Origin of the sequence: Nocardia aurea, assembly GCF_003123685.1 — a bacterium.
Taxonomy (GTDB): domain Bacteria; phylum Actinomycetota; class Actinomycetes; order Mycobacteriales; family Mycobacteriaceae; genus Nocardia; species Nocardia aurea.
Map to the genome: position 1 here is coordinate 36,998 of NZ_QCYJ01000102.1, position 20,411 is coordinate 57,408.

Annotated in this window: 21 protein-coding genes; 11 read left to right on the forward strand and 10 right to left on the reverse strand. The window is 65.9% G+C overall.

Translation table 11 applies throughout. The annotated features are described in order from the left end of the window. Window positions 1-27: 27 nt before the first annotated feature. Entirely contained in the window at window positions 28-1,116 is a 1,089-nt protein-coding gene (locus DAT37_RS20765; protein ID WP_109526479.1) for a magnesium and cobalt transport protein CorA, read from the forward strand. A gap of 27 nt (window positions 1,117-1,143) precedes the next feature. Here DAT37_RS20765 and DAT37_RS20770 read toward each other — a convergent pair whose 3' ends face one another. After that, window positions 1,144-2,781 (reverse strand): sensor histidine kinase, encoded by a 1,638-nt coding sequence (locus DAT37_RS20770; protein ID WP_109526480.1) that lies wholly within the window; start codon window positions 2,779-2,781, stop codon window positions 1,144-1,146. A 242-nt stretch (window positions 2,782-3,023) separates the two neighbouring features. Here DAT37_RS20770 and DAT37_RS20775 point away from each other — a divergent pair, with 242 nt between their 5' ends. The 4 genes from DAT37_RS20775 to DAT37_RS20790 all read left to right on the forward strand — a co-directional run bounded on the left by DAT37_RS20775 (window position 3,024) and on the right by DAT37_RS20790 (window position 6,490). Continuing rightward, on the forward strand, window positions 3,024-3,308 hold the full coding sequence (locus tag DAT37_RS20775) for a hypothetical protein (RefSeq protein ID WP_109526481.1): 285 nt from the start codon (window positions 3,024-3,026) through the stop codon (window positions 3,306-3,308). A 388-nt stretch (window positions 3,309-3,696) separates the two neighbouring features. Further along, window positions 3,697-5,154, forward strand: a complete 1,458-nt coding sequence (locus DAT37_RS20780; RefSeq protein ID WP_232839896.1) for an aldehyde dehydrogenase family protein — start codon at window positions 3,697-3,699, stop codon at window positions 5,152-5,154. 228 nt (window positions 5,155-5,382) lie between these two features. Then, window positions 5,383-5,883: a hypothetical protein gene (locus tag DAT37_RS20785; protein WP_109526483.1), complete on the forward strand. Its 501-nt coding sequence runs from the start codon at window positions 5,383-5,385 to the stop codon at window positions 5,881-5,883. A 394-nt stretch (window positions 5,884-6,277) separates the two neighbouring features. Next, on the forward strand, window positions 6,278-6,490 hold the full coding sequence (locus tag DAT37_RS20790; RefSeq protein WP_157978585.1) for a hypothetical protein: 213 nt from the start codon (window positions 6,278-6,280) through the stop codon (window positions 6,488-6,490). A gap of 26 nt (window positions 6,491-6,516) precedes the next feature. On the opposite strand, the gene DAT37_RS20795 is transcribed toward DAT37_RS20790, so the two are convergent. Then, window positions 6,517-7,230: a hypothetical protein gene (locus tag DAT37_RS20795; RefSeq protein ID WP_109526485.1), complete on the reverse strand. Its 714-nt coding sequence runs from the start codon at window positions 7,228-7,230 to the stop codon at window positions 6,517-6,519. Window positions 7,231-7,714: 484 nt separating this feature from the next. On the opposite strand from DAT37_RS20795, the gene DAT37_RS20800 reads away from it, so the two are divergent. Further along, entirely contained in the window at window positions 7,715-8,146 is a 432-nt protein-coding gene (locus tag DAT37_RS20800; RefSeq protein ID WP_109526486.1) for a hypothetical protein, read from the forward strand. A 2-nt stretch (window positions 8,147-8,148) separates the two neighbouring features. Then, window positions 8,149-8,412: a DUF4235 domain-containing protein gene (locus DAT37_RS20805; protein ID WP_109526487.1), complete on the forward strand. Its 264-nt coding sequence runs from the start codon at window positions 8,149-8,151 to the stop codon at window positions 8,410-8,412. Between the two features lie 95 nt (window positions 8,413-8,507). Here the strand turns inward: DAT37_RS20805 and DAT37_RS20810 are convergent, their stop codons facing one another. Continuing rightward, window positions 8,508-9,800: a GAF domain-containing protein gene (locus DAT37_RS20810; protein ID WP_109526488.1), complete on the reverse strand. Its 1,293-nt coding sequence runs from the start codon at window positions 9,798-9,800 to the stop codon at window positions 8,508-8,510. Between the two features lie 371 nt (window positions 9,801-10,171). On the opposite strand from DAT37_RS20810, the gene DAT37_RS20815 reads away from it, so the two are divergent. Continuing rightward, window positions 10,172-10,492, forward strand: coding sequence for a hypothetical protein (locus DAT37_RS20815; RefSeq protein WP_109526489.1), 321 nt, complete (start codon window positions 10,172-10,174; stop codon window positions 10,490-10,492). Between the two features lie 70 nt (window positions 10,493-10,562). Here the strand turns inward: DAT37_RS20815 and DAT37_RS20820 are convergent, their stop codons facing one another. Next, complete coding sequence (locus DAT37_RS20820) at window positions 10,563-10,889, reverse strand: hypothetical protein (protein ID WP_109526490.1); 327 nt, start codon at window positions 10,887-10,889, stop codon at window positions 10,563-10,565. Window positions 10,890-11,461: 572 nt separating this feature from the next. Here DAT37_RS20820 and DAT37_RS20830 point away from each other — a divergent pair. Then, a complete protein-coding gene (locus DAT37_RS20830; protein WP_157978586.1) occupies window positions 11,462-11,815 on the forward strand; it encodes a hypothetical protein in 354 nt (117 codons plus the stop codon). 171 nt (window positions 11,816-11,986) lie between these two features. Here DAT37_RS20830 and DAT37_RS20835 read toward each other — a convergent pair whose 3' ends face one another. From DAT37_RS20835 to DAT37_RS20850, 4 genes are all read right to left on the reverse strand, one after another. Beyond that, window positions 11,987-12,367, reverse strand: coding sequence for a DUF742 domain-containing protein (locus tag DAT37_RS20835; protein ID WP_109526493.1), 381 nt, complete (start codon window positions 12,365-12,367; stop codon window positions 11,987-11,989). Then, complete coding sequence (locus tag DAT37_RS20840) at window positions 12,364-12,786, reverse strand: roadblock/LC7 domain-containing protein (RefSeq protein ID WP_269814794.1); 423 nt, start codon at window positions 12,784-12,786, stop codon at window positions 12,364-12,366. Before DAT37_RS20840 ends, DAT37_RS20835 begins: the two co-directional genes overlap by 4 nt. Further along, entirely contained in the window at window positions 12,764-15,085 is a 2,322-nt protein-coding gene (locus tag DAT37_RS20845) for a sensor histidine kinase (protein WP_232839897.1), read from the reverse strand. The genes DAT37_RS20840 and DAT37_RS20845 overlap by 23 nt, the downstream gene beginning before the upstream one ends. A 533-nt stretch (window positions 15,086-15,618) precedes the next feature. Then, window positions 15,619-16,326: a TetR/AcrR family transcriptional regulator gene (locus DAT37_RS20850; RefSeq protein ID WP_157978587.1), complete on the reverse strand. Its 708-nt coding sequence runs from the start codon at window positions 16,324-16,326 to the stop codon at window positions 15,619-15,621. A 197-nt stretch (window positions 16,327-16,523) separates the two neighbouring features. Between DAT37_RS20850 and DAT37_RS46250 the strand changes: the two genes are divergently transcribed. Together DAT37_RS46250 and DAT37_RS20860 are read left to right on the forward strand one after the other, a co-directional pair. After that, window positions 16,524-18,500, forward strand: coding sequence for a metal-dependent hydrolase (locus tag DAT37_RS46250; protein WP_109526495.1), 1,977 nt, complete (start codon window positions 16,524-16,526; stop codon window positions 18,498-18,500). A gap of 3 nt (window positions 18,501-18,503) precedes the next feature. Beyond that, window positions 18,504-19,658, forward strand: coding sequence for a hypothetical protein (locus DAT37_RS20860; protein WP_157978588.1), 1,155 nt, complete (start codon window positions 18,504-18,506; stop codon window positions 19,656-19,658). 78 nt (window positions 19,659-19,736) lie between these two features. Here the strand turns inward: DAT37_RS20860 and DAT37_RS20865 are convergent, their stop codons facing one another. Beyond that, window positions 19,737-19,991 carry a hypothetical protein gene (locus DAT37_RS20865; protein ID WP_157978589.1) on the reverse strand — a complete coding sequence of 85 codons (255 nt, stop codon included), beginning with the start codon at window positions 19,989-19,991 and terminating at the stop codon, window positions 19,737-19,739. 164 nt (window positions 19,992-20,155) lie between these two features. Next, the gene (locus tag DAT37_RS20870) at window positions 20,156-20,404 is read right to left on the reverse strand and encodes a hypothetical protein (protein WP_109526498.1); all 249 of its coding nucleotides are present in this window, start codon (window positions 20,402-20,404) and stop codon (window positions 20,156-20,158) included. Between the last annotated feature and the right edge of the window lie 7 nt (window positions 20,405-20,411).

The window sequence follows — 20,411 nt, forward strand, 5'->3', positions numbered from 1 at the left end:
CGCAACGCCGACCCGTACCATGCTCGGATGCCCACGATCGACCCACGACACCCCGTCCGCACAGTTCGCTCGGTGCGCGGCGCCGGTCGACGCCGGGTGCCGCGGATCGTCGTGCCGACCGCACGCGCGGTCATCGACTGCGGTGTCTACGTCGAGGGTCGACGGGTGCCCGGCCGGTTCACCCCCGCCGACGCGCTGGCCGAAATCCGCAATCGAGGTGAGGGATTCGTGTGGGTGGGGCTGATCGAACCCGACGACACCCAGATGGGTGAGATCGCCGCGATATTCGACCTGCATCCGCTCGCGGTCGAGGACGCGATCAACGCCCGCCAGCGCCCGAAGTTGGAGCGCTACGACGACACCCTGGTCCTGGTGCTGCGTACGGTGGTCCACCGCGAGCACGAGATGCACAGCGTCAGCGAGATCATCGAGACCGGACAGATCATGATCTTCACCTCCCCCGATTTCGTGGTGACCGTGCGCCACGGCGACCATTGCGCGCTCACCGGCGTGCGCCGCGAACTCGAGGCCGATCCGGCGCGGCTGATGTACGGCGCCCCGGCGGTGCTGCACGCGGTCACCGATCACGTCGTGGATTCCTACGTCGACGTCACCGACGCGGTGGAACTGGATATCGAGGCGATGGAGGAGGAAGTATTCACTCCCCGCAGCCAGGTCGCGGTCGAGTCGATATACCAACTCAAACGTGAAGTCGTGGAACTACGTCGCGCGGTCAACCCGCTGGCGACACCGTTGGGCAAACTGCTCAACACCCCGGACCTGGTTCTGCCCAAGGAGATCCGCCGCTATCTGCGTGATGTCACCGATCACCATTCCGGTGTCGCCGAACGCATCACCGATCTGGACGAGGCCTTGACCGCGTTGATCAGCGCGGCCCTGGCGAAGATCGGGGTGCAGCAGAACACCGATATGCGCACCATCTCCGCGGTCGTCGCGATCGCCGCCGTCCCGACGATGATCGCCGGGATCTACGGCATGAATTTCGAACACATGCCGGAACTGAGACAGGTGTGGGGTTACCCGGCCGCACTGATCCTGATCTTCACGCTATGCACCGGGCTGTTCATCGGTTTCCGTCACAACAAGTGGCTCTGACCCACGGGATCTGTCGGTCGAGGACGGTCAGACCGAAACATCTCGAACGTCGGCATCGGCCGTGGGAACCGTGCCACCCTCGATGACAGGCGCGGGGGCGGGCAGGGTGAACCGGAAGCGTGTTCCACCGTCGGTGTAGTCGGTGTCGACCCAGATCTTGCCGCCGTGATACTCCACGATCTTCCTGCACACCGCCAGACCGATTCCGGTGCCGCTGTATTCCTCCCGATTGTGCAGACGCTGGAAGATGACGAACACCTTCTCGGCGAACTCCGGCTCGATCCCGATCCCGTTGTCGGCCACCGCGAATCCCCACATCCCCGTGTCGGCCTCCAGTTCGGCGTCGATCCTGATCAGAGGTGCGCGATCCGGGGCACGGAATTTGACGGCGTTGGCGATCAGGTTCTGCCACAGCATCGTCAACAGCGTCGGATCGCCGACCACCTCGGGCAGCCGCGCGGGCAACTCGAGGCGGGCGCCGGTGTCCTCGATGCCCGGGGAGATATTGGACAAAGCGGCGTCGAGGGTGGCTCCGAGACCGATACGGGCGGCGCTGTCGGTCAATCGGCCGACGCGAGAGAAGGTGAGCAGGTCGTTGATCAGGATCTGCATGCGTTTGGCACCGTCGACGGCGTAGTCGATGTACTGCTTGCCGCGCGCGTCGAGTTGGTCGCCGTAGCGTTTCTCCAACAGCTGACAGAACGAGGCGACCTTGCGCAACGGTTCCTGGAGGTCGTGGGAGGCGACGTAGGCGAACTGTTCGAGTTCGGTATTGGAGCGGCGCAAATCCTCGGTCTGGATGTCGAGTTCGGCTTTCTGACCGGCGAGAACCGCTTCCTGGGCGCGGGAGATCTCCAACTCCGACACCACCCGGCGCCGCATGCTTTCGGTGGCGGCGGCGACGGTAGTGATATCGGCGGGGCCGGTGACATCGATGCGATGGTCGAAATCGCCGTCGGCGACCCGCAACGACGCTGTCGTCAACGCCGAGAGCGGGCGTGCGACGAAACGACGCACCAACAGCGTCAGGACGAGACCGGTCAGCAGGAACACCGCCACCATGAGTGTGAGCACGGTGTTGCGCACGACTCTGGCCTGATCGAGGGTGCGGCGATCGTCGGCGATGGCCGCCGCGAAACCCGCGCTCTGGTCGTCGAAAGCCTTGCGGATTTCATCGAACAGCGCTTTACCCTGAATCGAACCGGCCGCCAGCGCCGCGGGGGACGCGGTCTCGGTACGCGCGTAGTCGGCTCGCCACTTGGCCGCGGCGCGTTGCACGGAGTCCAGATCGGTCAGCAGATCGGGATCGTCGGCGATCAACGCGGCGATCCGCTCGGCCGCGCGGGCCTGCTGTTCGCGGCCGAGGGTATCGGGTTCGAGGAACTTGCGCTCGCCGGTGAGGGCATAACCCCGGACACCGGTTTCCTGATTGATCAACGCGTTCTGCAACTGGGCGGCCTCGCGGGAGGCGGGCTGGGTGTGCTCGATCAGCCGATCGGTGGCGTTGTTGGTGGCGGCGATCACCTGCGCGCCCGCGGCGGCACCGATGAGGACGACGATCGCCATCACGGCCAGGACCAGCTGAAACCACGTCTGCACGGTGAAACGTCCGCTGCCTCGTGCTCCGCTCGGCACGGTTCTGACCGTGGAACCGGTCTCGGACATCGGTACCTCCTACCCGGACACAGCGTCCAGCCGGGCGCCGTGAACCTCAACACCCGCTCGGAACCGACCGAGAGGCGCAGAAATCCTAGCCGACCTCCCGGACCCGTGTTGGTGCTGCGTCCTCGCGATCGGCAGGGCACCATGAGGTTGCGGTTCCGGTTCGGGCCACGGGGTTCGGTCACCGGTCGACGTGTCGGCCGACGGCGGCGGAACCATCGGTTCGACAGCACGGAGGAGCCACATTGCCGGACCGACCATCTCGGCCCGAGCCGCGCAACGGCGTCGGCGTCATCGCGTTGGTGGCCGGGATCGTAGCGCTCGTCTTCGCGTTCGTTCCGGCCGTGGGCGACCTGGTCGCGGTGCCCGCCGCGGTGATCGCGGTCGTGTGTGGATGGGTCGGGTTCGCGCGGTGGGACAGAGGTCAGGCCAGCAACCCCCGCGACGCGGTCGTCGGAGGCACGCTCGGGACTGTCGCGCTGTTCGTGTGGTTTCTGGTGTTCGCCGCGACGAACGGTACGGCGGCATAGCGATCGGTCGTCCGTGACGCACTGCGCGGGCCACGTTCATCCAGGTCACCCTATGGATCTGAACCTCTCATCAGAAGAAATTCTCATTTTCATCTCAAGAGAGTGATATTCTCGCAAAGTTCTCCGTAGCTGCGGACGAACATGTTCCCGACATCCGCCGATGCGGTGATGTCGACACCCTCGAATGCCCGAAAAGGCGCGAGGCGGTCGAACTTACGCGCATCAGCACCGGGTCGGGAGCATCGGTCTCTTCGATCGAGCAGTGGTGGACGTGCGAGGGGTGATGCTCATGGCGGTGCGGCCGACACCGGACGAGTGCGCGCGAACGTCCACGGCAAAGTTTCTCGATAACACAAGGCATCGCGCTGCTCCGTGTCGGAGCAACGCGATGAAAGGAGCAGCAGTGACTACCACCGTCGACGCCGAGCCCGTGGTCGAAAGCTCGGGAATCATCCCGGTCTACGATCCGTCCACCGAGGAGCAGATCGCCGAAGTCGTCGATTCCGACCGGAAGGCCGTCGACGCGGCAGTGGCCCGGGCACGGGCGACGTTCGAGTCGGGTGTCTGGCGCAAACTGCCCGCCGCGCACCGCGCGGACGTGCTCTTCCGCGCCGCGAACATCATCAGGGACCGCACCGACGAACTCGCGGCGATCGAGGCCCGCGACAACGGTATGAACCCGGTGGCCGCGCGGCACATCATCAAGGTCTCCCTCGAGATGCTGGTGTACTACGCGGGCTGGGTCGGCAAGATCCACGGCGAGTCCAGCAATCTCGTATCCGACGGCCTACTCGGCGAATTCGAGAACTACCACACCTTCACCCAGCTCGAGCCGGTCGGCGTGGTCGGACTCATCATCCCGTGGAACGGACCGTTCTTCATCGCGATGCTCAAAGTCGCGCCCGCGCTCGCGGCTGGGTGCAGCGCCGTACTCAAGCCCGCCGAGGAAACACCGCTCACCGCACTGAAACTGGAGGAGATCTTCCGCGAGGCAGGTCTACCCGACGGCGTCCTGAACGTCGTCACCGGCTACGGCGAGACCACCGGCGCGGCGCTGGCCGCGCATCCGGACGTGGACAAGATCGCGTTCACCGGATCGACCGAGGTCGGACGGCTGATCGTCAAGGCGGCCGCGGGCAACCTCAAGCGTCTGACGCTCGAACTCGGCGGCAAATCACCGCTGATCATGTTCGACGACGCGAATCTGGACAAGGCGATAATGGGCGCGGGCATGGGCCTGCTCGCCGGATCGGGACAGAACTGCTCGTGCACCTCGCGCATCTATGTCCAGCGCGGCATCTACGAACAGGTCGTCGACGGTCTCGCCGCCTTCGCGAAGATGCTGCCGATGGGCGGCAGCGACGACCCCAATTCCGTTCTCGGACCGCTGATCAGCGAGAAACAGCGCAAACGCGTCGAAGGCATCGTCAACGAGGGCGTCGCCTCCGGAGCGCAGGTGATCACCGGCGGCAAGGCGATGGACCGCCGTGGCTACTTCTACGAGGCGACGATCGTCACCGGCACCACGCCCGATATGCGTCTGATCCGGGAAGAGATCTTCGGCCCGGTCGGCTCGGTGATCCCCTTCGACGACGAGGACGAGGTCATCGCCGCCGCCAACGACACCGAATACGGTCTCGCGGGCTCCATCTGGACCGAGAACCTCGGTCGCGCCCACCGTGTCGTGAACGAGCTGCGCGCGGGCCAGGTCTGGGTGAATTCCGCCCTGGCGGCCGATCCCTCGATGCCGATCTGCGGCCACAAGCAGTCGGGCTGGGGCGGTGAGCGCGGTAAGAAGGGCCTCGAGGCCTACTTCAACACCAAGTCGGTCTACATCGGCCACTGATCGGTCGGCCCGGAGGTCCCGCGAGGTTTTCGCGCGCCCGGGAGGAACCGGCGGAGGTGACTCCGCCGGTTTCGTCGGTCGCCGAGAAACCGGCGTCACCGACTGCGCGTCCGTTTTGCCCCGTTGCCCATCTCGGTATGGATTCACACTGCCGCTACGCTGCGGAAACGTTTCCTCCCGTCACTACACTCCGTACTGATGGTGAACCCCGGGTAGATCGGAGTCGATGTGACGAAGACGCTGAACTCGCTGTCCGAAGAGGAATATGTCCTGGTCCGCAGCACCAAGAAAGCGCAGATCGTCGATCTCGACGAAGAAGCGCTGATCCGGCTGCATACCCGCGTGCGGCGGGCTCGCAACAAATTCGTCAAGTTGTACCGTCGAGCCGGTGCGGAGAAGGTCGAAGCAAAGGGCGCACGCGCCACCGGAAAATCGGCGAATGTCCGCAACGCGGCCAAGGCGGAAATCTTCGAAGGCGCGCTCAGCAGGGTCAGCCGCCAGTTGGCCACGGCCTCGAAGCGAAATGCTCGCAAGTTGAAAGACGAGAGGCTCGCACTCGCCCGCAAGGACGCGCCATCCTTCAGCGACATCGACACCGGCTCCGGAAAGGTCGACTCTCCGGGAAAGACACGCGTCGATGCCACCCGCGAATCCCCCGGCCGAAAGAAGTACGAGGCATCCAGCATCGCCGCCGGGGCACGACGCCAAGCCAAGAAGGACAAGCGCTAGCTCATCGAACCGGTCGCGGACCGACCGCCTACATACCTCTCACACGAACACGTATGACGGACCTTCATACCCGTCCGTCGTCGTCGCGTCAGGCCTATGATCTACCGGTCTTGTGTGGTCCACACCGCGTCTGCGGTGATTCCTTCGGCGACATCGTGTCGTCACAGGCGCCGGAAATCGCAGGCGAATTCTGTAGCGACGAGCCGGGACCGGTGCGGATTCGACCCGAATCGTCACCCCTCCGGCCACGAACACGACCCCGTCGGAACCACTGGGTACCAACGCCTTACGACACAACAGGCACCCCGCGAAGGTGGGCGATGAGGGTTGCTGACGGTACGCCCGCAAAGCCGGGACACGTTTGGGTCACGATCAGCATGGGTAGCCCGGTGATATGACTGCGATGAATATCCGACCCGGCAGGGGCGGTCGCGTCGAGTCTGGAACCGCGCTGCTGTGCGCGATCATCACCCTCGTGTTCGGTTTCGGAGTCGCACTGCTGGCAGGATCGCTGATGGCCGGATTGGGCGCGGGCGCCGCCATCTGCCTGGCCATGATGGTGGCCCTGCCTTCCCTTCCCACCAGCAACGTCGTCCACCACCGCTGAGCGCTGACCGCCGACATCCGCAGCCGTCAGCGGAGGCCGAAAATGTTGCCGTACGCGCCGGTGTCGATCGCCAGCACGAGATCGAGCATCGCCTCGATTCCCGTGTCATCGCAGCGTCCGACCAGATCGATGACCGGCGAGAGACTCGGCTGGTCGATGATCAGCCCCCACCCGCGTTCGATATCGATGGTGATCGCCAGGCATGGCGGGGCGTCAGCACCCCACCGCGGAGCGGAATCGGCGCGCGGCACCACCACGCACTGCCCACCGGTGGTCGTGACGACACCACGCACGGCCAAGCACTCGACGACTCGTCCCAGCAACGCGGCAGCTTTCTCCGGCGTACGCGGACGCAGGCGAGCCTGTCGTGTTCCGACGATTTCCAGGGCGATGAGGGCGAGCCGCTGAGCCCACTCACCGCACAGGTCGTCATCGGGGGCGCCGGGGTCGAGTCCGGCGACGGTGCCACACCAGGTGGCCAGTAGCTCGGTGGCGGCGTCGAGTACCGGGGCGGTACATATCGCTGACCGCCGACGCCGATCGACCTGCTCCACCAGCACACGGGCCGCCGAAGCCACGGGTGCGTGCGGGTCGTAGACGCCTGCCCCGTCCGGACCCGACCACGCGATCGTGCTCGTAGCGGCGTCGATGCCCGAATCGATCCGGGCATCGGCGAGCAAACCGGGTTCGCGTTGCTGGTCGGTCGGCGGGTTGCCGAAACTGGCACGCTGCTGATCCATGGACACCTCCACGATGAGACGGTGTTCCCTGGCTACCCCGCCGCCGCGGACTCACACGCACCGCCCGACACTCTCTCCCGATATTGCCCATGACGCGCCGAACATGTTGCGGACAAGACCGTTTCACCCGACCGACCGGTCGATACGCACCGAGAACTGGCTGGCGTTGTCTCGTGCACCGAATATCCCTCGTGGGGTCGCCACTTCCGCAGTCGCGTTCACTAATTCGATTGTCGGAGAGCCGAATCGGACGTCGAGGTGAGCCGCCGCGGTGGCCGCTCGGCCGCATCGGCACACGTCTCATCGATGGCAAGAAATAGATCAGCACCCTGTTCCGCGGCCGGACCGGCATGTGCCGGCCTTTCGTCGTACCTGTGCCAACTCCGAGGTCGTCCGCGGCGAGGCCTCAGCGCGGCGGATGCGCGGTAGCGCTCGTTTACCTGCGGATTCCGCGGGTACGTCGCGAACAGGAAGCGAGGTATCCATGACCCCCGACAAGCACAACAACACAACACAATCCGACCCTCTCGAGGCACCGGAACTGGTCGCCGCCACCAACCCCGAGCTGACCCCGGGCCTGCACGAGGACCTCGACAGCGTGCACACCGAACCCAGCGCGCACGGTGACCGCCCACAATCCGAGATTCCGGGGCCACCGGATCTGGTCGCGGCCACCAACCCGAAGATGACCCCCGGTCTGACCGATGACGTCGCGGAACTGCACGCCGACCGCGAAGTCACACCCGCGACGAGCACCGAGCCACGCGGGACCGCGGCGGTGCCTTCGTTCTCCGAACCGGTCGAGGATGCGGGCAAGCAACTCGCCGAATGGACCCGACGCAACCGCACTCCGGTGATCGCGGTCGCTGCGGCCTCGGCGGCGGTCCTGGCCTGGGTCGTCGCGCGACGGCGCTGATCATGACCACCACGCTGTACAAACCGTTGGCCATGGTCGCCGGTGTGGCCGGCGGGATCGCGGCCAACACGGTGTTCACCCGCCTCTGGCGCGCGGTCAGCGGAGAGGACCGGGCTCCGCACGCAACCGCGCGCGACTACAGCTGGCGCGAAGTACTGGTCGCCGCCGCCCTGCAAGGGGCGATCTTCGGACTGGTGAAAGCCGCGGTCGACCGAGCCGGAGCCGAGGGCTATCAGCAACTGACCGGTCGATGGCCTGACAAGTAGTGCGACCGAGGACGAGGGGCACCGATTACGGTGCCCCTCGTCGCGCGTGGGTGACGACCATGCGAGGCGAGTGCCCAGCACCTGTGGGTATGAGGTCAGCGGTTGAGGTAGGCGGCCAGACCACCGAGTTCTTCGCTGGCGATGAACACCGATCCCACGTTGAGGATGGCTTCCTCGGCGTGGTCCGGGCACCCCCACGCCGCGTCACCCCACGAATCGGCGATCTTGATCTCGGCCGGTGCGGCGCATCCGGTCGGGCCGCCGAGCTGACAGCGCTCGGGGTGCGGCGCCGTGGCCTGAGCTGCCGCTGCGGCGCGCATCCTGGCCGTGAGTTCCGCAGCGGCCTCGGCACGCTGTTCGGCCTCGGCACGAAGTTCGTGCTCGGCGCGTAGCGCTTCGGCCAGCTCGTCGCGAACGGCTTCGGCACGTGCCTCGGCCTCGGCCTTCGCCACTTCGATGTGGTGGCGTTCGATGGCCAGCGACGCGGTATCGGCGAAGACCCGGGCCAGCGCGAGGTCGCTGTCGGACGGGAAACGCGGGCTGCGGTGGTACATGGCGAAAGTGCCGAGCAGGCCGCCGTCACGGGCCAGGATGGGCGTCGACCAGCACGCCGCCAGCCCCGCACGCACAGCCAGTTCCCGGAAATCCGCCCAGAACGGGTCGGCGGCGATATCGGTGACGATCACCGGTTCGCGACGGTGGGCGGCGGTGCCACACGAACCGACACCTTCACCGGTGGCGATCCCGTCGATAGCGTCGTTGTAGAAGCCCGGCAGGCTGGGCGCGGCGCCGTGACGCAAGTGGAGGCCGTCGGGATCGGCGAGCAGCACCGACACGAGTACCTGATCGGGTGCGAGGTTTTCGAGACAACGCGCCATCCCGTCCAAGACGTCGACCAGCGGTGCCTGACGCGCGATCTGCTCCAACAGGCCGCGCTGTTCGGCTACCAGCCGCTGGGCCTGGGTGACCTGGGTGGTCTCCACTCCGGTCAGCCGGATGCCCGTCACCTCGGCGTCACCGTCGCCGAGAGGCTCGCAGGTGAAGTCGAAGACCGCCTCCCGCGCGTCTGTCCCGGCACCCACCACCACCGCGACATCACGGCCGGTGTAGGGCTCACCGGTGCGGTAGACCTCATCCAGTACGGCGACGATGCTCTGACCGGCGCGGCCGGGCACGAGTTCGGCGAGCGCGAGCCCGGTGCGAGCGTGTTCTTCGCCGATCGCGGCGAAGAACGCCGGGTTGGCCGCCTCGACCACGTGCGCGGGCCCCGCGAAGGACGCGAAAACAGCGACCGACTGCCCGAACAAGGCCCGCAGATCCTGTTCGGCCGTGTGGTCGACGGCGACCCGGCCCGCACTCCCCCTCCGCCGCCCCGGAACCACCGTCATGACGTGCCTCACCTCTCTCCTGCGGGTGCATGCAACGACCACCCGCACCCCGGATGGGATACCCACTGCGGCGAAACGCTACCGACACGACCACCCCACCGTCGCGGATACCTCCGCCGCGCGACGAACCCCAGGCCGAGCGACCGTCGACAGCGCCCACCGTCACCGTGCCGTCCCGGTTACCGATCACCTCCGAACGTCGCTCATCGCTGCTTTGCGCGACGTCCGATCCGCAACGCGGGTCCACGCGAATTACCAGACCACTCACCAACCACAAAGGGGTGGAGACCGATGGTCGACTACCGCCGGATCGCCGCACACCTGCTCCGGACTCGGCACGCAGGCCGACGCCGGGACTGCTGGTAGTTGTGATGAACGCCGTGATTCCCGACAGCGACCTGTTGCCGATCGGCGGTGACCGCGACTACGGCGACCTGGGCGGCTGGGCCTACTCGTGGCTCTTCTCCATCGCGGAGGTGCTGAGCGCGGCGAGCGAATCGGTACCGGCGGAGTGGGGCTTCTGTCCGGTGCCAGCGTTGGAATCGGCTCACTCGCTCGAGGAATACGCCCGAGCCACCGATGACGACCCCCAGGTGTCGGCGGTGATCGACGCTTACCACACCCACGGTGTGCACTCGATACGTGCGATCGGTTCCACGCTCTATGAATTCATCCGGAACTGGAGATACTGACAGCGCGGCGCCGAGGAAGGACACCCCCGCCGATCTCGCCGACCGCGGCCGAGACTCGAACGCCGGACGGTCATGACGGGGAAGGGATCACCGCGTCGCACCGGCAGGACTGGTGCATCCGCATCCAGTGCTGGCGCAACCACCTACGCCGATGTTCTCGGCTGCGCAGGTGGTGTGCGCCGGTGTGGGTGCGGGACCGGATCAGACCGGCCACACCGAGGGCGAGCAGCACGAAACCGAGGGGCTCGAGCCACGACAGTTTCACCAACAGTGTTCCGCTGCCCAGGATTCCGGCGGCGACGAACGGCGGGGCCAGGCAGCAGACCCCACACAACGCCGCGCCGAGTCCGATCGGGGCCCAGCAGCGGCGTGAGGTCTCGGCCGGTTCAGCAGCCACCACAGCCTCCTTCGATGCCGCCGTCGGTGACCGGAACGCGGTCGATGTCGAAAGGGACAGGGCAGCAGGGGTGTTCGCTGCATTCGAGCAGGTCATCGCAGCCGGCGGCCAACGCGGCGCGCAAGAAACGAGGACACCCATCACCGGAGACGACAGTCGGGACCGCGGTCATCGCTGATACCCGATGGCTTCCGGACAGTCGGGCGACCGCCGATGATTGTCCGGCGAGCTCCGATCATGACGACCGGCCCGGGTCCGGTGATGGATGGGATCACCCCGTGACGGTGCGGGCAGATGTGTCCCGGCGGGCGAGGTTGTCAGCCGACACCGAGGTTGATGCCGAACATCACCTGCAACCAGCGGGTGACGACATTGAGGCCGGTTCCGAAGTCGAGTCCGAAGGAACCCATGGTTCTCATCTCCTTCGAGAGGGATTTGTTGTTCTGTTCCCCGACTTGCTGGATGGATACCCAAACCGAATCACGGCCAACCAATATTTTGTGAGGATTTTTGTTCCCGCTGGTCTCCCCTGCCACATGACGGGAACCAGGACGCATCGCCGCATTCGCTGAGTGTGTGCCACCGCCGTCGAGGACGGTCAGCCCCGAGTGCTGTGTTACGCGCCGTCCGACGGTGGCCCGTGGGTCTTCTTCGACTGTCTGCAAGAGGTGACGCACCGCTACGTTCCCGGCGCGGGGCGCATGGACGCGGAGTCCGACGCCGACCCTCTGGTCCGTGATATTCGCACTCCCGCAGCCGGTTTCGAGGACGGTCTCATACTCACCCTGTACGGCAAGGTGTTGCGCTGGGGGCCCGGGTGGTGGATTCACCAACCGGGTGAGACGGCCACGGACGAACAGAAGGCAATCGCGGAACAACTCAGGAATATCGAAGCCGACGACCCGTCGCGAGGTTTCCGACGATAACGGCTGGGCCAATCCAACTCGGGTCGGGGCGTGGCGCACGTGCAGACTCGCGCTACCGGCGCCGGCCGGATGACTCTGCGTCGAGAGGGCGTGCGACGCGAAAGCGCGATAGCCCCGCACGTGCGAGGCGGTGAGATTCCGGCCGCGACGGTGACAGCATCAGCACCGGATTCAGATCGCCTGAATCGCGTTGAATACCGCGCGGAGCAATTCCTGATTCCGCCTCCCGGTCGTCGGCGCGGGATCGGGAGAACGATATTCGAGGTGTCCGTCATCGATGAGGTCGCCGACCAGGATCTTGGTCGCGGTCAGCGGTAATCGTAGGTGTGCGGCGATCTCGGCGACGGACAGCGCGGTACGGCTCAGCCGCAGGATTTCGGCGTATTCCGGCTCGGAACGCCGCGGTCGCACACCGGCACTCACGTTCACCACCAGGGTGAGCATGTCCAACTCGGGCCGTGCGCTCGCGGATCGCCCGTGTGTGATCGCGTACAGGCGGACGACGGGACCGGCGTCCTCGTCGTACCAGGACTCGTGCTCGTCCTCGTTCATGGTTGTCTCGAGCCGGCCTCGTCCAGGGTCGGACGCGGATCGGCCGAGAGGTGGGCGCCGACGCGTTGCACGGTCTGGTTCATCTCGTAGGCCACCATCCCCATATTGGCCGTCTCCACGGTCAACAACGCCAGGCAGGCGTTCTCACCCGCCGCGGTGATGAACAGCACCGCCTCGTCGAGTTCGACCACCGTCTGGCACACACCACCGACGTCGAAATGCGCGCCCGCACTCCGCGCCACACCGTGCAGGGTCGAGGCCATCGCCCCGAAACGCTCCGCGTCGGCTTGCTCCATCGAGGTGCAACGCCCCAATAGCATTCCGTCGGTGGACAGGACGATGGCGAAACGGACATCGGGCATTCGCGCGACGAGATCGTCGAGCAACCAGTCGAGATTACGGGGCGTGGGGATCGTCACCGGCACCTTCTTGTCGATCGGACTGCTGGGTGGGGAGCTCGAGGTCTGCGCGATTGGTTCTGCCCTGGCGCGTTCCGCTCTCGATCGCCGACATCAGGTTGCGGGCTTCATCGGCGGAACGTTGCCGCGGCGCCCGCGCGGACCTGGACTTCTCGGCCGCGGAATCCTCGGCTGTGCGTCGACGCCGAGGAAGTGCCGGTTTGTCCTCCTGGACGGGCTGCGAGGTGTCCACGGCCCAATCGGCGGCCGAGGAGCCCGGAGAGGGCGATCCGGACGCGAGAGCGGGTTGTGGCCGACGATCCTGAGCCACCTCTCGGCGTTCGTCGGGCCGGGAGTCCTCACCGGTGGCGACGAGTGTGGTCGGGATCAACACGATGGCTTTCACCCCTCCGTAGTCGGATTCGGCCAGGCGCACCGAGATCCCGTGGCGCTGTGATAGTTTCGCGACCACGAATAGTCCCAGGCGAGCATCGGTGGACAGCGCGGCGACGCTGAAGTCCGGCGGTTCGGCCAGCAAGGCGTTGCGTTCGGCGAGTTCGGCCGCCGACATGCCGAGACCTTGATCGGCGATCACCACGGCGATACCCTTGCCGACCTGGTTACCCGAGATCCCGACCTTGGACTGCGGTGGGGAGAACGCGGTGGCGTTGTCGGTCAGCTCGGCGAGCAGGTGGATGACATCGGCCACCGCGGCGCCGGTGATCCGCAGATCCGGCAGCTGGCCCGTCTGGATCCGGGCGTAGTCCAGACTCTCGGCCACCGCGCCGCGGACCACGTCGATCAACGGCACCGGATTACGCCAGCGTCTGCCGGGTTTGTCGCCCCCCAGGATGATCAGGTTCTCGGCATTGCGGCGCGAGCGGGTAGCCAGATGATCCAGTTGGAACAGGACATCGAGCTTGTCCGGATCCGTCTCTTCGCGTTCGGCGAGGTCCAACAGGGCGAGTTGGCGATGCACGATGACCTGGCTGCGATGCGCGATATTGAGGAATACGGCGTTGACACCGGAGCGGGTCTGGGATTCGGCGACCGCGGCCGCGACGGCGGAGGTGTTGGCGCGATTGAACGCGTCGGCGATCTGACCGATCTCGTCACCACCGAAGTCCAACGGCGCTATCTCGATGTCGCGGTTGGACTGGCCGCTCTCGCTGAGGGCGCGAATGGTGTTCGGCAGATGCTCGTCGGCGAGTTCGAGGGTCTGCTCACGCAGTCGGCGCATCCGGGTGATCAGGCGGTTGGTCAGCCATAATGCCGCGAGGAACGCCAGCAGCGTCAGAACAGTGATCGCGATGGCGCCGTACAGAGAATTTCGCTCGCGCTCGTCTCCGGCGGCGATGGCGCGGACGTGGGAATCAGCGCTCTGGTCGTGCCACAACTTCAAGAATCCCGAACGGACCTCGGCGACGGCGTTGGTCCATTCCGCGACGCTCAACGGCAGACCGGACGAACCGGCCTGGGCGTTGCGACGGGCAGAGGTCTGGGTCGAGGAGCGACTTCCCGCGGAATCCTCCGCTGACGATGCGGCGTTATCCCCCGCGACGACGCCACGACGGATGAACGCGTCCTCCATCGCGATGATCTGCTGCCATGCGGGACTGTCGGTGATCGCTCTGAGGTCGGCTCGGCGCTGCCCCACCAGAATTGCGTCGGCGAAGAGTACTTCGCCACGAGCATCACCGACATTGCGCGCGAAATCGGCGAACTGGGCCGGGGAGATCTGGTTCGTGATCAACGCCGTCGACCCGATACTGAGCGCCTTCGAGACCGCTTCGCCTGCACGCAGCATCGGCACTGCCCGCACCATGTCCACCGCGATCGCGGCATCCGGCGCGACCGTCGCCGCGAGCAGGTTTCCGGAGACGATGGTGTCGATGATGGCGCCGAACGCCGCGAACACCTGCTCGGGCGGGATCGCGTGCGCGTCGATCCCGCTGCGCAGCAACGGCATCGAGGCGTACAACTGATCGAAGCCGGACAGATCCTTTTCCAGGCCGGGCTGCACATCGACCGACGTCTGGCTGTAGGTCTGGATATACGCCAAGGCGCTGTCGGAATTCTTCCTCGCGGTGACCAATGTGCCGGTGGACGATTCGTCACCGGCCAACACCAACATCGACGCGGCGCGCTCGGACTGGAAAGCCTCGATCATGGCGATGGCGGGCCCTGTCGTCTGCCCCGCGAATTCCGCCCAATCCTTGGACTTGCGCCCATCCTTGATCAGATACACCGCCGCGCCGACGCCCACCCCCATGAGCGCGATACTGGGGATGAGAACGATGATCAGCAGCCGGGCACGCACCCCCAACGGTTTACGTCGCCGCCCGCGATCGGCCGGCGCAGCCGGAACATCTGTGAACTGTCTGCTACCAAACACCGACAATCGAGCCTACTTCTGGGCATGCTCGCCCCTATGCGACCGGTATGCGGAAATCGCGATTCGCGCCGTCTATGTCCTGAACCACCCTGACTACGGACACCCTTGTCACGCAATCGATGCCGAGGCCCGAACCGGAAACACTCCGAATCATCAGAGGCCCTCTACATTTCACTCCCGAGGTGGTCGTCGGGTTGCGAGCGATCAGCACTGGTCGCCACGGCAGGCGGGATGGCCGGAGCGACGCATCCACCTCGAGCTGAGCACTTGTTCAGCATTCGAACGGATGATTTATAGCACCCCTGCCAGGCGTTGGCAACTGGTCGCTACGTGGACACGCTCTCGGGACGTCGCACGCCGTCGACCTGATCACCCCGTTCCCGTCGACAACCATTCGGTCGAGCGCCAGACGAGCTGAACTGCAACGAATTCCGCGCGGGAGTCGACGGCGCTACGCGCTACTCGAACGGGCCGGAGCGTGAACTGTTGTTGTCTTCGACCGGAATGTCGGCTGCGGCTGGGGCAGCCAGGGTTTCGGGTGCGTTGCCGGTGCGGTTCGGGGTCCACTGCCCGCGGGCGAGCACCGAGGGTCCGAGCCAACGGCGCAGGAACGACCGCAGTTCGGAGGCCTCGAGCCTCGGTTCGGGTGCGCTCAGGAACGATTGGAGGATGCGTTGCATGAACACGACAAGGTCGTTGAGGGCCGCTTCGTCGTAGCCCAGCGCGGCCCAGTCGGCCTTGCCTTCGACCACGACGCGGCGACAGTAGTCGATCACCAGCGGGCTCATGACGATCTGACCGTAGGTCTTCATGTGACCCGAGGCGACGAGAAGGTGGATCAGGGGGTCACGTGGCACTTCCTCGATCGCGAACGCCAGCGACTCCACGACGAGCGTGACCACGTCCTTGATACTCGCCGTTGCTTCGTCCAGCCGCTTCTGGAAGTCGTCCATGGCGCTGCGGCCGACGGCGGCGAACAGATCCTCCAGACCGTCGAAGTAGCGGTAGATGGTGCGGCGGCTGACGCCGGACTCCTCGGCCACCGCGGACAAGGTGGTGTGTTCGGCACCGAGCCGATCGACGCACCGGGCGGCGGCCTCGATGATGCGCCGACCACCCTCGTCCTGCGTCTCCGGCGGCAGACCGGCCCAGCCACGTCGCGACACTGCCCAACCCTCTCCGAACCACTCCGACGACACACCTGCCCGGTCAGTGTGTCATACGGCTGCCGTGGCACACATGATCGTTCTATGTGCCGTTCGGTGTTCATTTCCTGCCGAGGGTAGACGCTGAACACTGGCGCTCAGGACCATCGATGTCATACTCTCGGTCCTGTTGTGACATCAGCTAGCCCGGGAGAAACGTGAGCGACCTCGAGATCCGCACCCTCGAATTCGACCTGGACGGAGAGATCCCGTTCCGCTGGAACGACTCGAACCCGGCATTCTCGATGCAGATGAACGCCGTGTCGATCATCGCCATCGGCTTCGAGAAGTTCATCGTCGCGGCGGTGCGCGAGGCGATCCCCCTCATCACCGATTCCGAGGCGAAGTCGGAGGCGCGGGCATTCCTGGAGCAGGAGGCCCAGCACTCGATGGCGCATCGCCGTCATCTGACGGCCCTGATCCGCACCTACCCCGGCCTGCAAGAGACCCTCGAGGGCGCCATCGCGCTGTTCGACGAACTCACCGCGACGGAGTCGCTGCAATTCCGGCTGGCCTACATCGCCGACCTCGAGGCCACGTTCACGCCGTTCTTCAAACTGTTGCTCGACCACGACGACAAGCTCTTCCGCCCGGGCGACGACAGGGTCGCCTCGCTACTGCTGTGGCATTTCGTCGAGGAGGTGGAACATCGCTCGTCGGGCCTCATCGTCTACAACGCGATGGTGCCGAGCAAGACCTACCGCACCCGAGTCCTGCCCCGAGTCGTGGGCCACGTCGCGAAGGTGAACGCTGTCATCGAGGACGGGTTCAACCGCCATGTTCCAGCGTCCGAGCGTGGCGTCGACGCGCGCGTGCTGCACGACGCCGCCGACCGTCCGCTGCTGTGGTGGCAACGTCTCGCCTCCCGTTTTCCGGGTGTAGTCAAACGCCCGGTGGGGCCGCTGGATGTCCTTCCGCTCGGCGACAAACTCATCTCCTTCACCCGTATCCTGCTGTCGCAGACGCCGGGTCACGACCCGGTGCACCAGCCGCTGCCGGCATTCGCCGAGCGGTGGTTCGCGCACTACGAGTCCGGTGGTGACGTCGCGCACTGGTACTCGTCCACGACCGGCGACGGCGTGGGACGTTCCGCGTGCGCCGCGTCCGGCTTCCACAGCCTCCGGATCAGCGACGTCGATCGGATGACCGAGGACAGCATCGCGGTGACGTTCGACATTCCCGCCGAACTGCGCGAGACCTTCCACTTCGTGCAGGGCCAGCACGTGTCGGTGCGCACGCTGATCGACGGACAGGACGTCCGCCGCACCTACTCCATCTCCACGCCGCCGTCCTCGCGCACGCTGCGGGTCGGCATCAAGCGCACCCCTGGTGGACTCTTCTCGAACTGGGCAGTCGAGCAGCTCCGAATCGGTGACCGGCTCGAAATCGCCGCGCCCACAGGCTCGTTCCACGTTCCGCTCGACCCGGCACTTGTTCGCCACCACGTCGGCATCGCCGGGGGCAGCGGTATCGGTCCGGTCCTGTCGGTGCTCGCCGCGACCCTCGAGCAGGAGCCGCGGAGCCGGTTCACCCTCCTCTACGCCAACCGCACCGCCGACGCGGTCATGTTCCGCACCGAACTGGGGTCTCTGAGCACCGACTTCGGTGACAGGCTCCGTGTGGTGCACGTACACGAGGATGTCGACGGGTTCATCGACTCCCCGAAGCTCGGGGCGTGGCTGGCCGACGGCACGCTGGCGGAGGTCGACGCGTGGTTCGTCTGCGGTCCCAACGCGATGGCGGACGCCGTGAACGCGGCGCTGGCGGCCAACGGCGTGGATCTCTCACTCGTGCACTCCGAGTCCTACACCGCCGGCGAGACTCGCGCCCGGCCGATTTCGGAGACAGCCGCCCGTTTCGCCGACGCCGACCTGACGTTCACCGTCGGAGGCAGCGCGCGCAGCGTCCCGGTCTCCGGGCGGACGCTTCTCGAGGCCGCCCTTTCCACCGGCACCGTCGTGCCCTGGTCGTGCCGGTCGGGGATCTGCGGCACATGCCGGGCCAAGCTGAACGACGGCACGGTCGAGCAGGCCTTCGACGACGTGCTCTCCGAGCGCGAGCGCGCCGACGGCTACATCCTGACCTGCCAGTCCCGACCGACCAGCGACCGCGTTTCGATCGATTACGGACTCTGACGCATGAATGTAGTGATGAACGCGGGGCCGTGTCCCGCCATCGCCGACGAAATGACCCGTGAACTCGGCGGATTCGACTGTGGCAACTCACCTTTCGTCGAGTTGCGTAACCCGGCGGATCTGACCGATTGGACATTGCCGGTCGTGGAGCTCTTGATGGTCGCCGGTGCGGTCTACGCCCTGTGGTGGGCCGTGCGACGGCTGCGTCGCGACGGCGACCCGACGAACCTGGCGCTGTGGTTCGGCGCGATGGTCTACCTGGTGCTCCTCGAACCGCCGCTCTATTTCCCCGACAAGTTCGGGATGATGGACTCGGTGGGCTTGAACTTCGTCCACAACGTGTTCACCGTCGATCTCTTCTACGATCGACTGCCGCTCTACATCGTCGCGCTCTACGCCGCCGTGCCGATGTTGGCCTACGACATCGTGCGGGCACTCGGGGTGTTCCCACGCTTCGGACTGGTGGCGGGCGCGGTCAGCGTCGGCATGGCGCACAGCGCGTTCTACGAGATCTTCGATCACCTCGGCCCGCAACTGCGCTGGTGGGCCTGGAACGCCGACGCCCCGTCCAACAAGGTGTTCTTCGACGCGGTGCCGCTGGGCAGCGTGACGCTGTTCGCCGCGATCGGACCGGCGATCCTCGCCTACCTCGTCGCACGCTTCGTCGGCCGACCGACCTGGACCGGCACGGCACCGACCGGATGGTCGCTGGCGCTGCGCACCATCGGTATCGGAGTCGCCATGCCCGTTCTGATCGTGCTCCCCGGAGCTCTGATCGGTATCCAACAGGCAATCGGCGGCGGCGACACCGGCACGGCCGTCCTGCTCACGGCAGAGCTAGCGGGCATCTGGATCGCCGGAGGCTACTTCCTGACACGCAGCCTGCTCGCCGGTCGAGCGGCGAACGACCTGCACCCCAGCCCGGCGGTCAGGAACTTCGGCTGGATCTACCTCGCCACGTTCGCCGTGCTGTGGGCAACGGCGCTTCCGGCCGTGCTCGACGCCCGGGACGGGGTGACCTCCGACGGCACCGCGACGGGCAACGTGCCCTTCGTCCTACTGTGCTTCGCTGCCGCAGCATTGATGACCTGGGCGGGCGGACACGCCGCGCGACATCCGAGCGAAATGCCCGACCAGGTGACCCCGGCGGTCGATTGAGTCGTATCGACACTTTCACAGAGGTACCTCGATTCCCGCGCTGGTCCTTGTCGAGCACGAGTCGCGGCGAGAAGTCTTTCAGTAGGGCGGCTTGGATTGTCGAGGAAGGAACTCGCCGGGAAGCCGCACCGAACACGCGACTGTGATGACCTGATACCCGACCCCGAAATGACACATATCCGGCGTGACGATCACTGCGGCACGGTTCTTGACCGCCTCATCGACGATGAAGGTGATCGGCATGTAGGTCTGCTCATCGATGGTGATGATGCGGACGAGTTCGTAGCCACACGCGCGGGCCACATTCTCGACCGTGGCCCTATCGGTCGACAACTCCCCACCGACCGCAAGGTTCAACAGCCCTATCGCTCTGGTGGACAACGGTTTACACACTCCTCGTCGTTCGGAGGTACTGACACGGGTAGATGGAGTCGCTGCCCCCAGCGTCGAGATTCGTCGGCAGGAACCGTGGAGGAAGCAGCGGCCGACACGGTTCATCACGGCACGCCCTGCTGCTGAAACGACCATCGAGTACCGCGACGGGCGGCGCGCTCGCTCTCCCGATGCGAATGCACTCCGCGCCACGATGTCCGGCCCAGGCGGTCGAAACACATACCCAGATCAGGTGAACCGACGAACCTGGTGATCCGGCCATCGCTCGAGCGCAGGTGGGTCACGTGCACCACACCACCCTCCTCGAACCAGTACACCTTGTCACCACCGGCGAAGTCGGACCGCACCGTCACGCCCCTC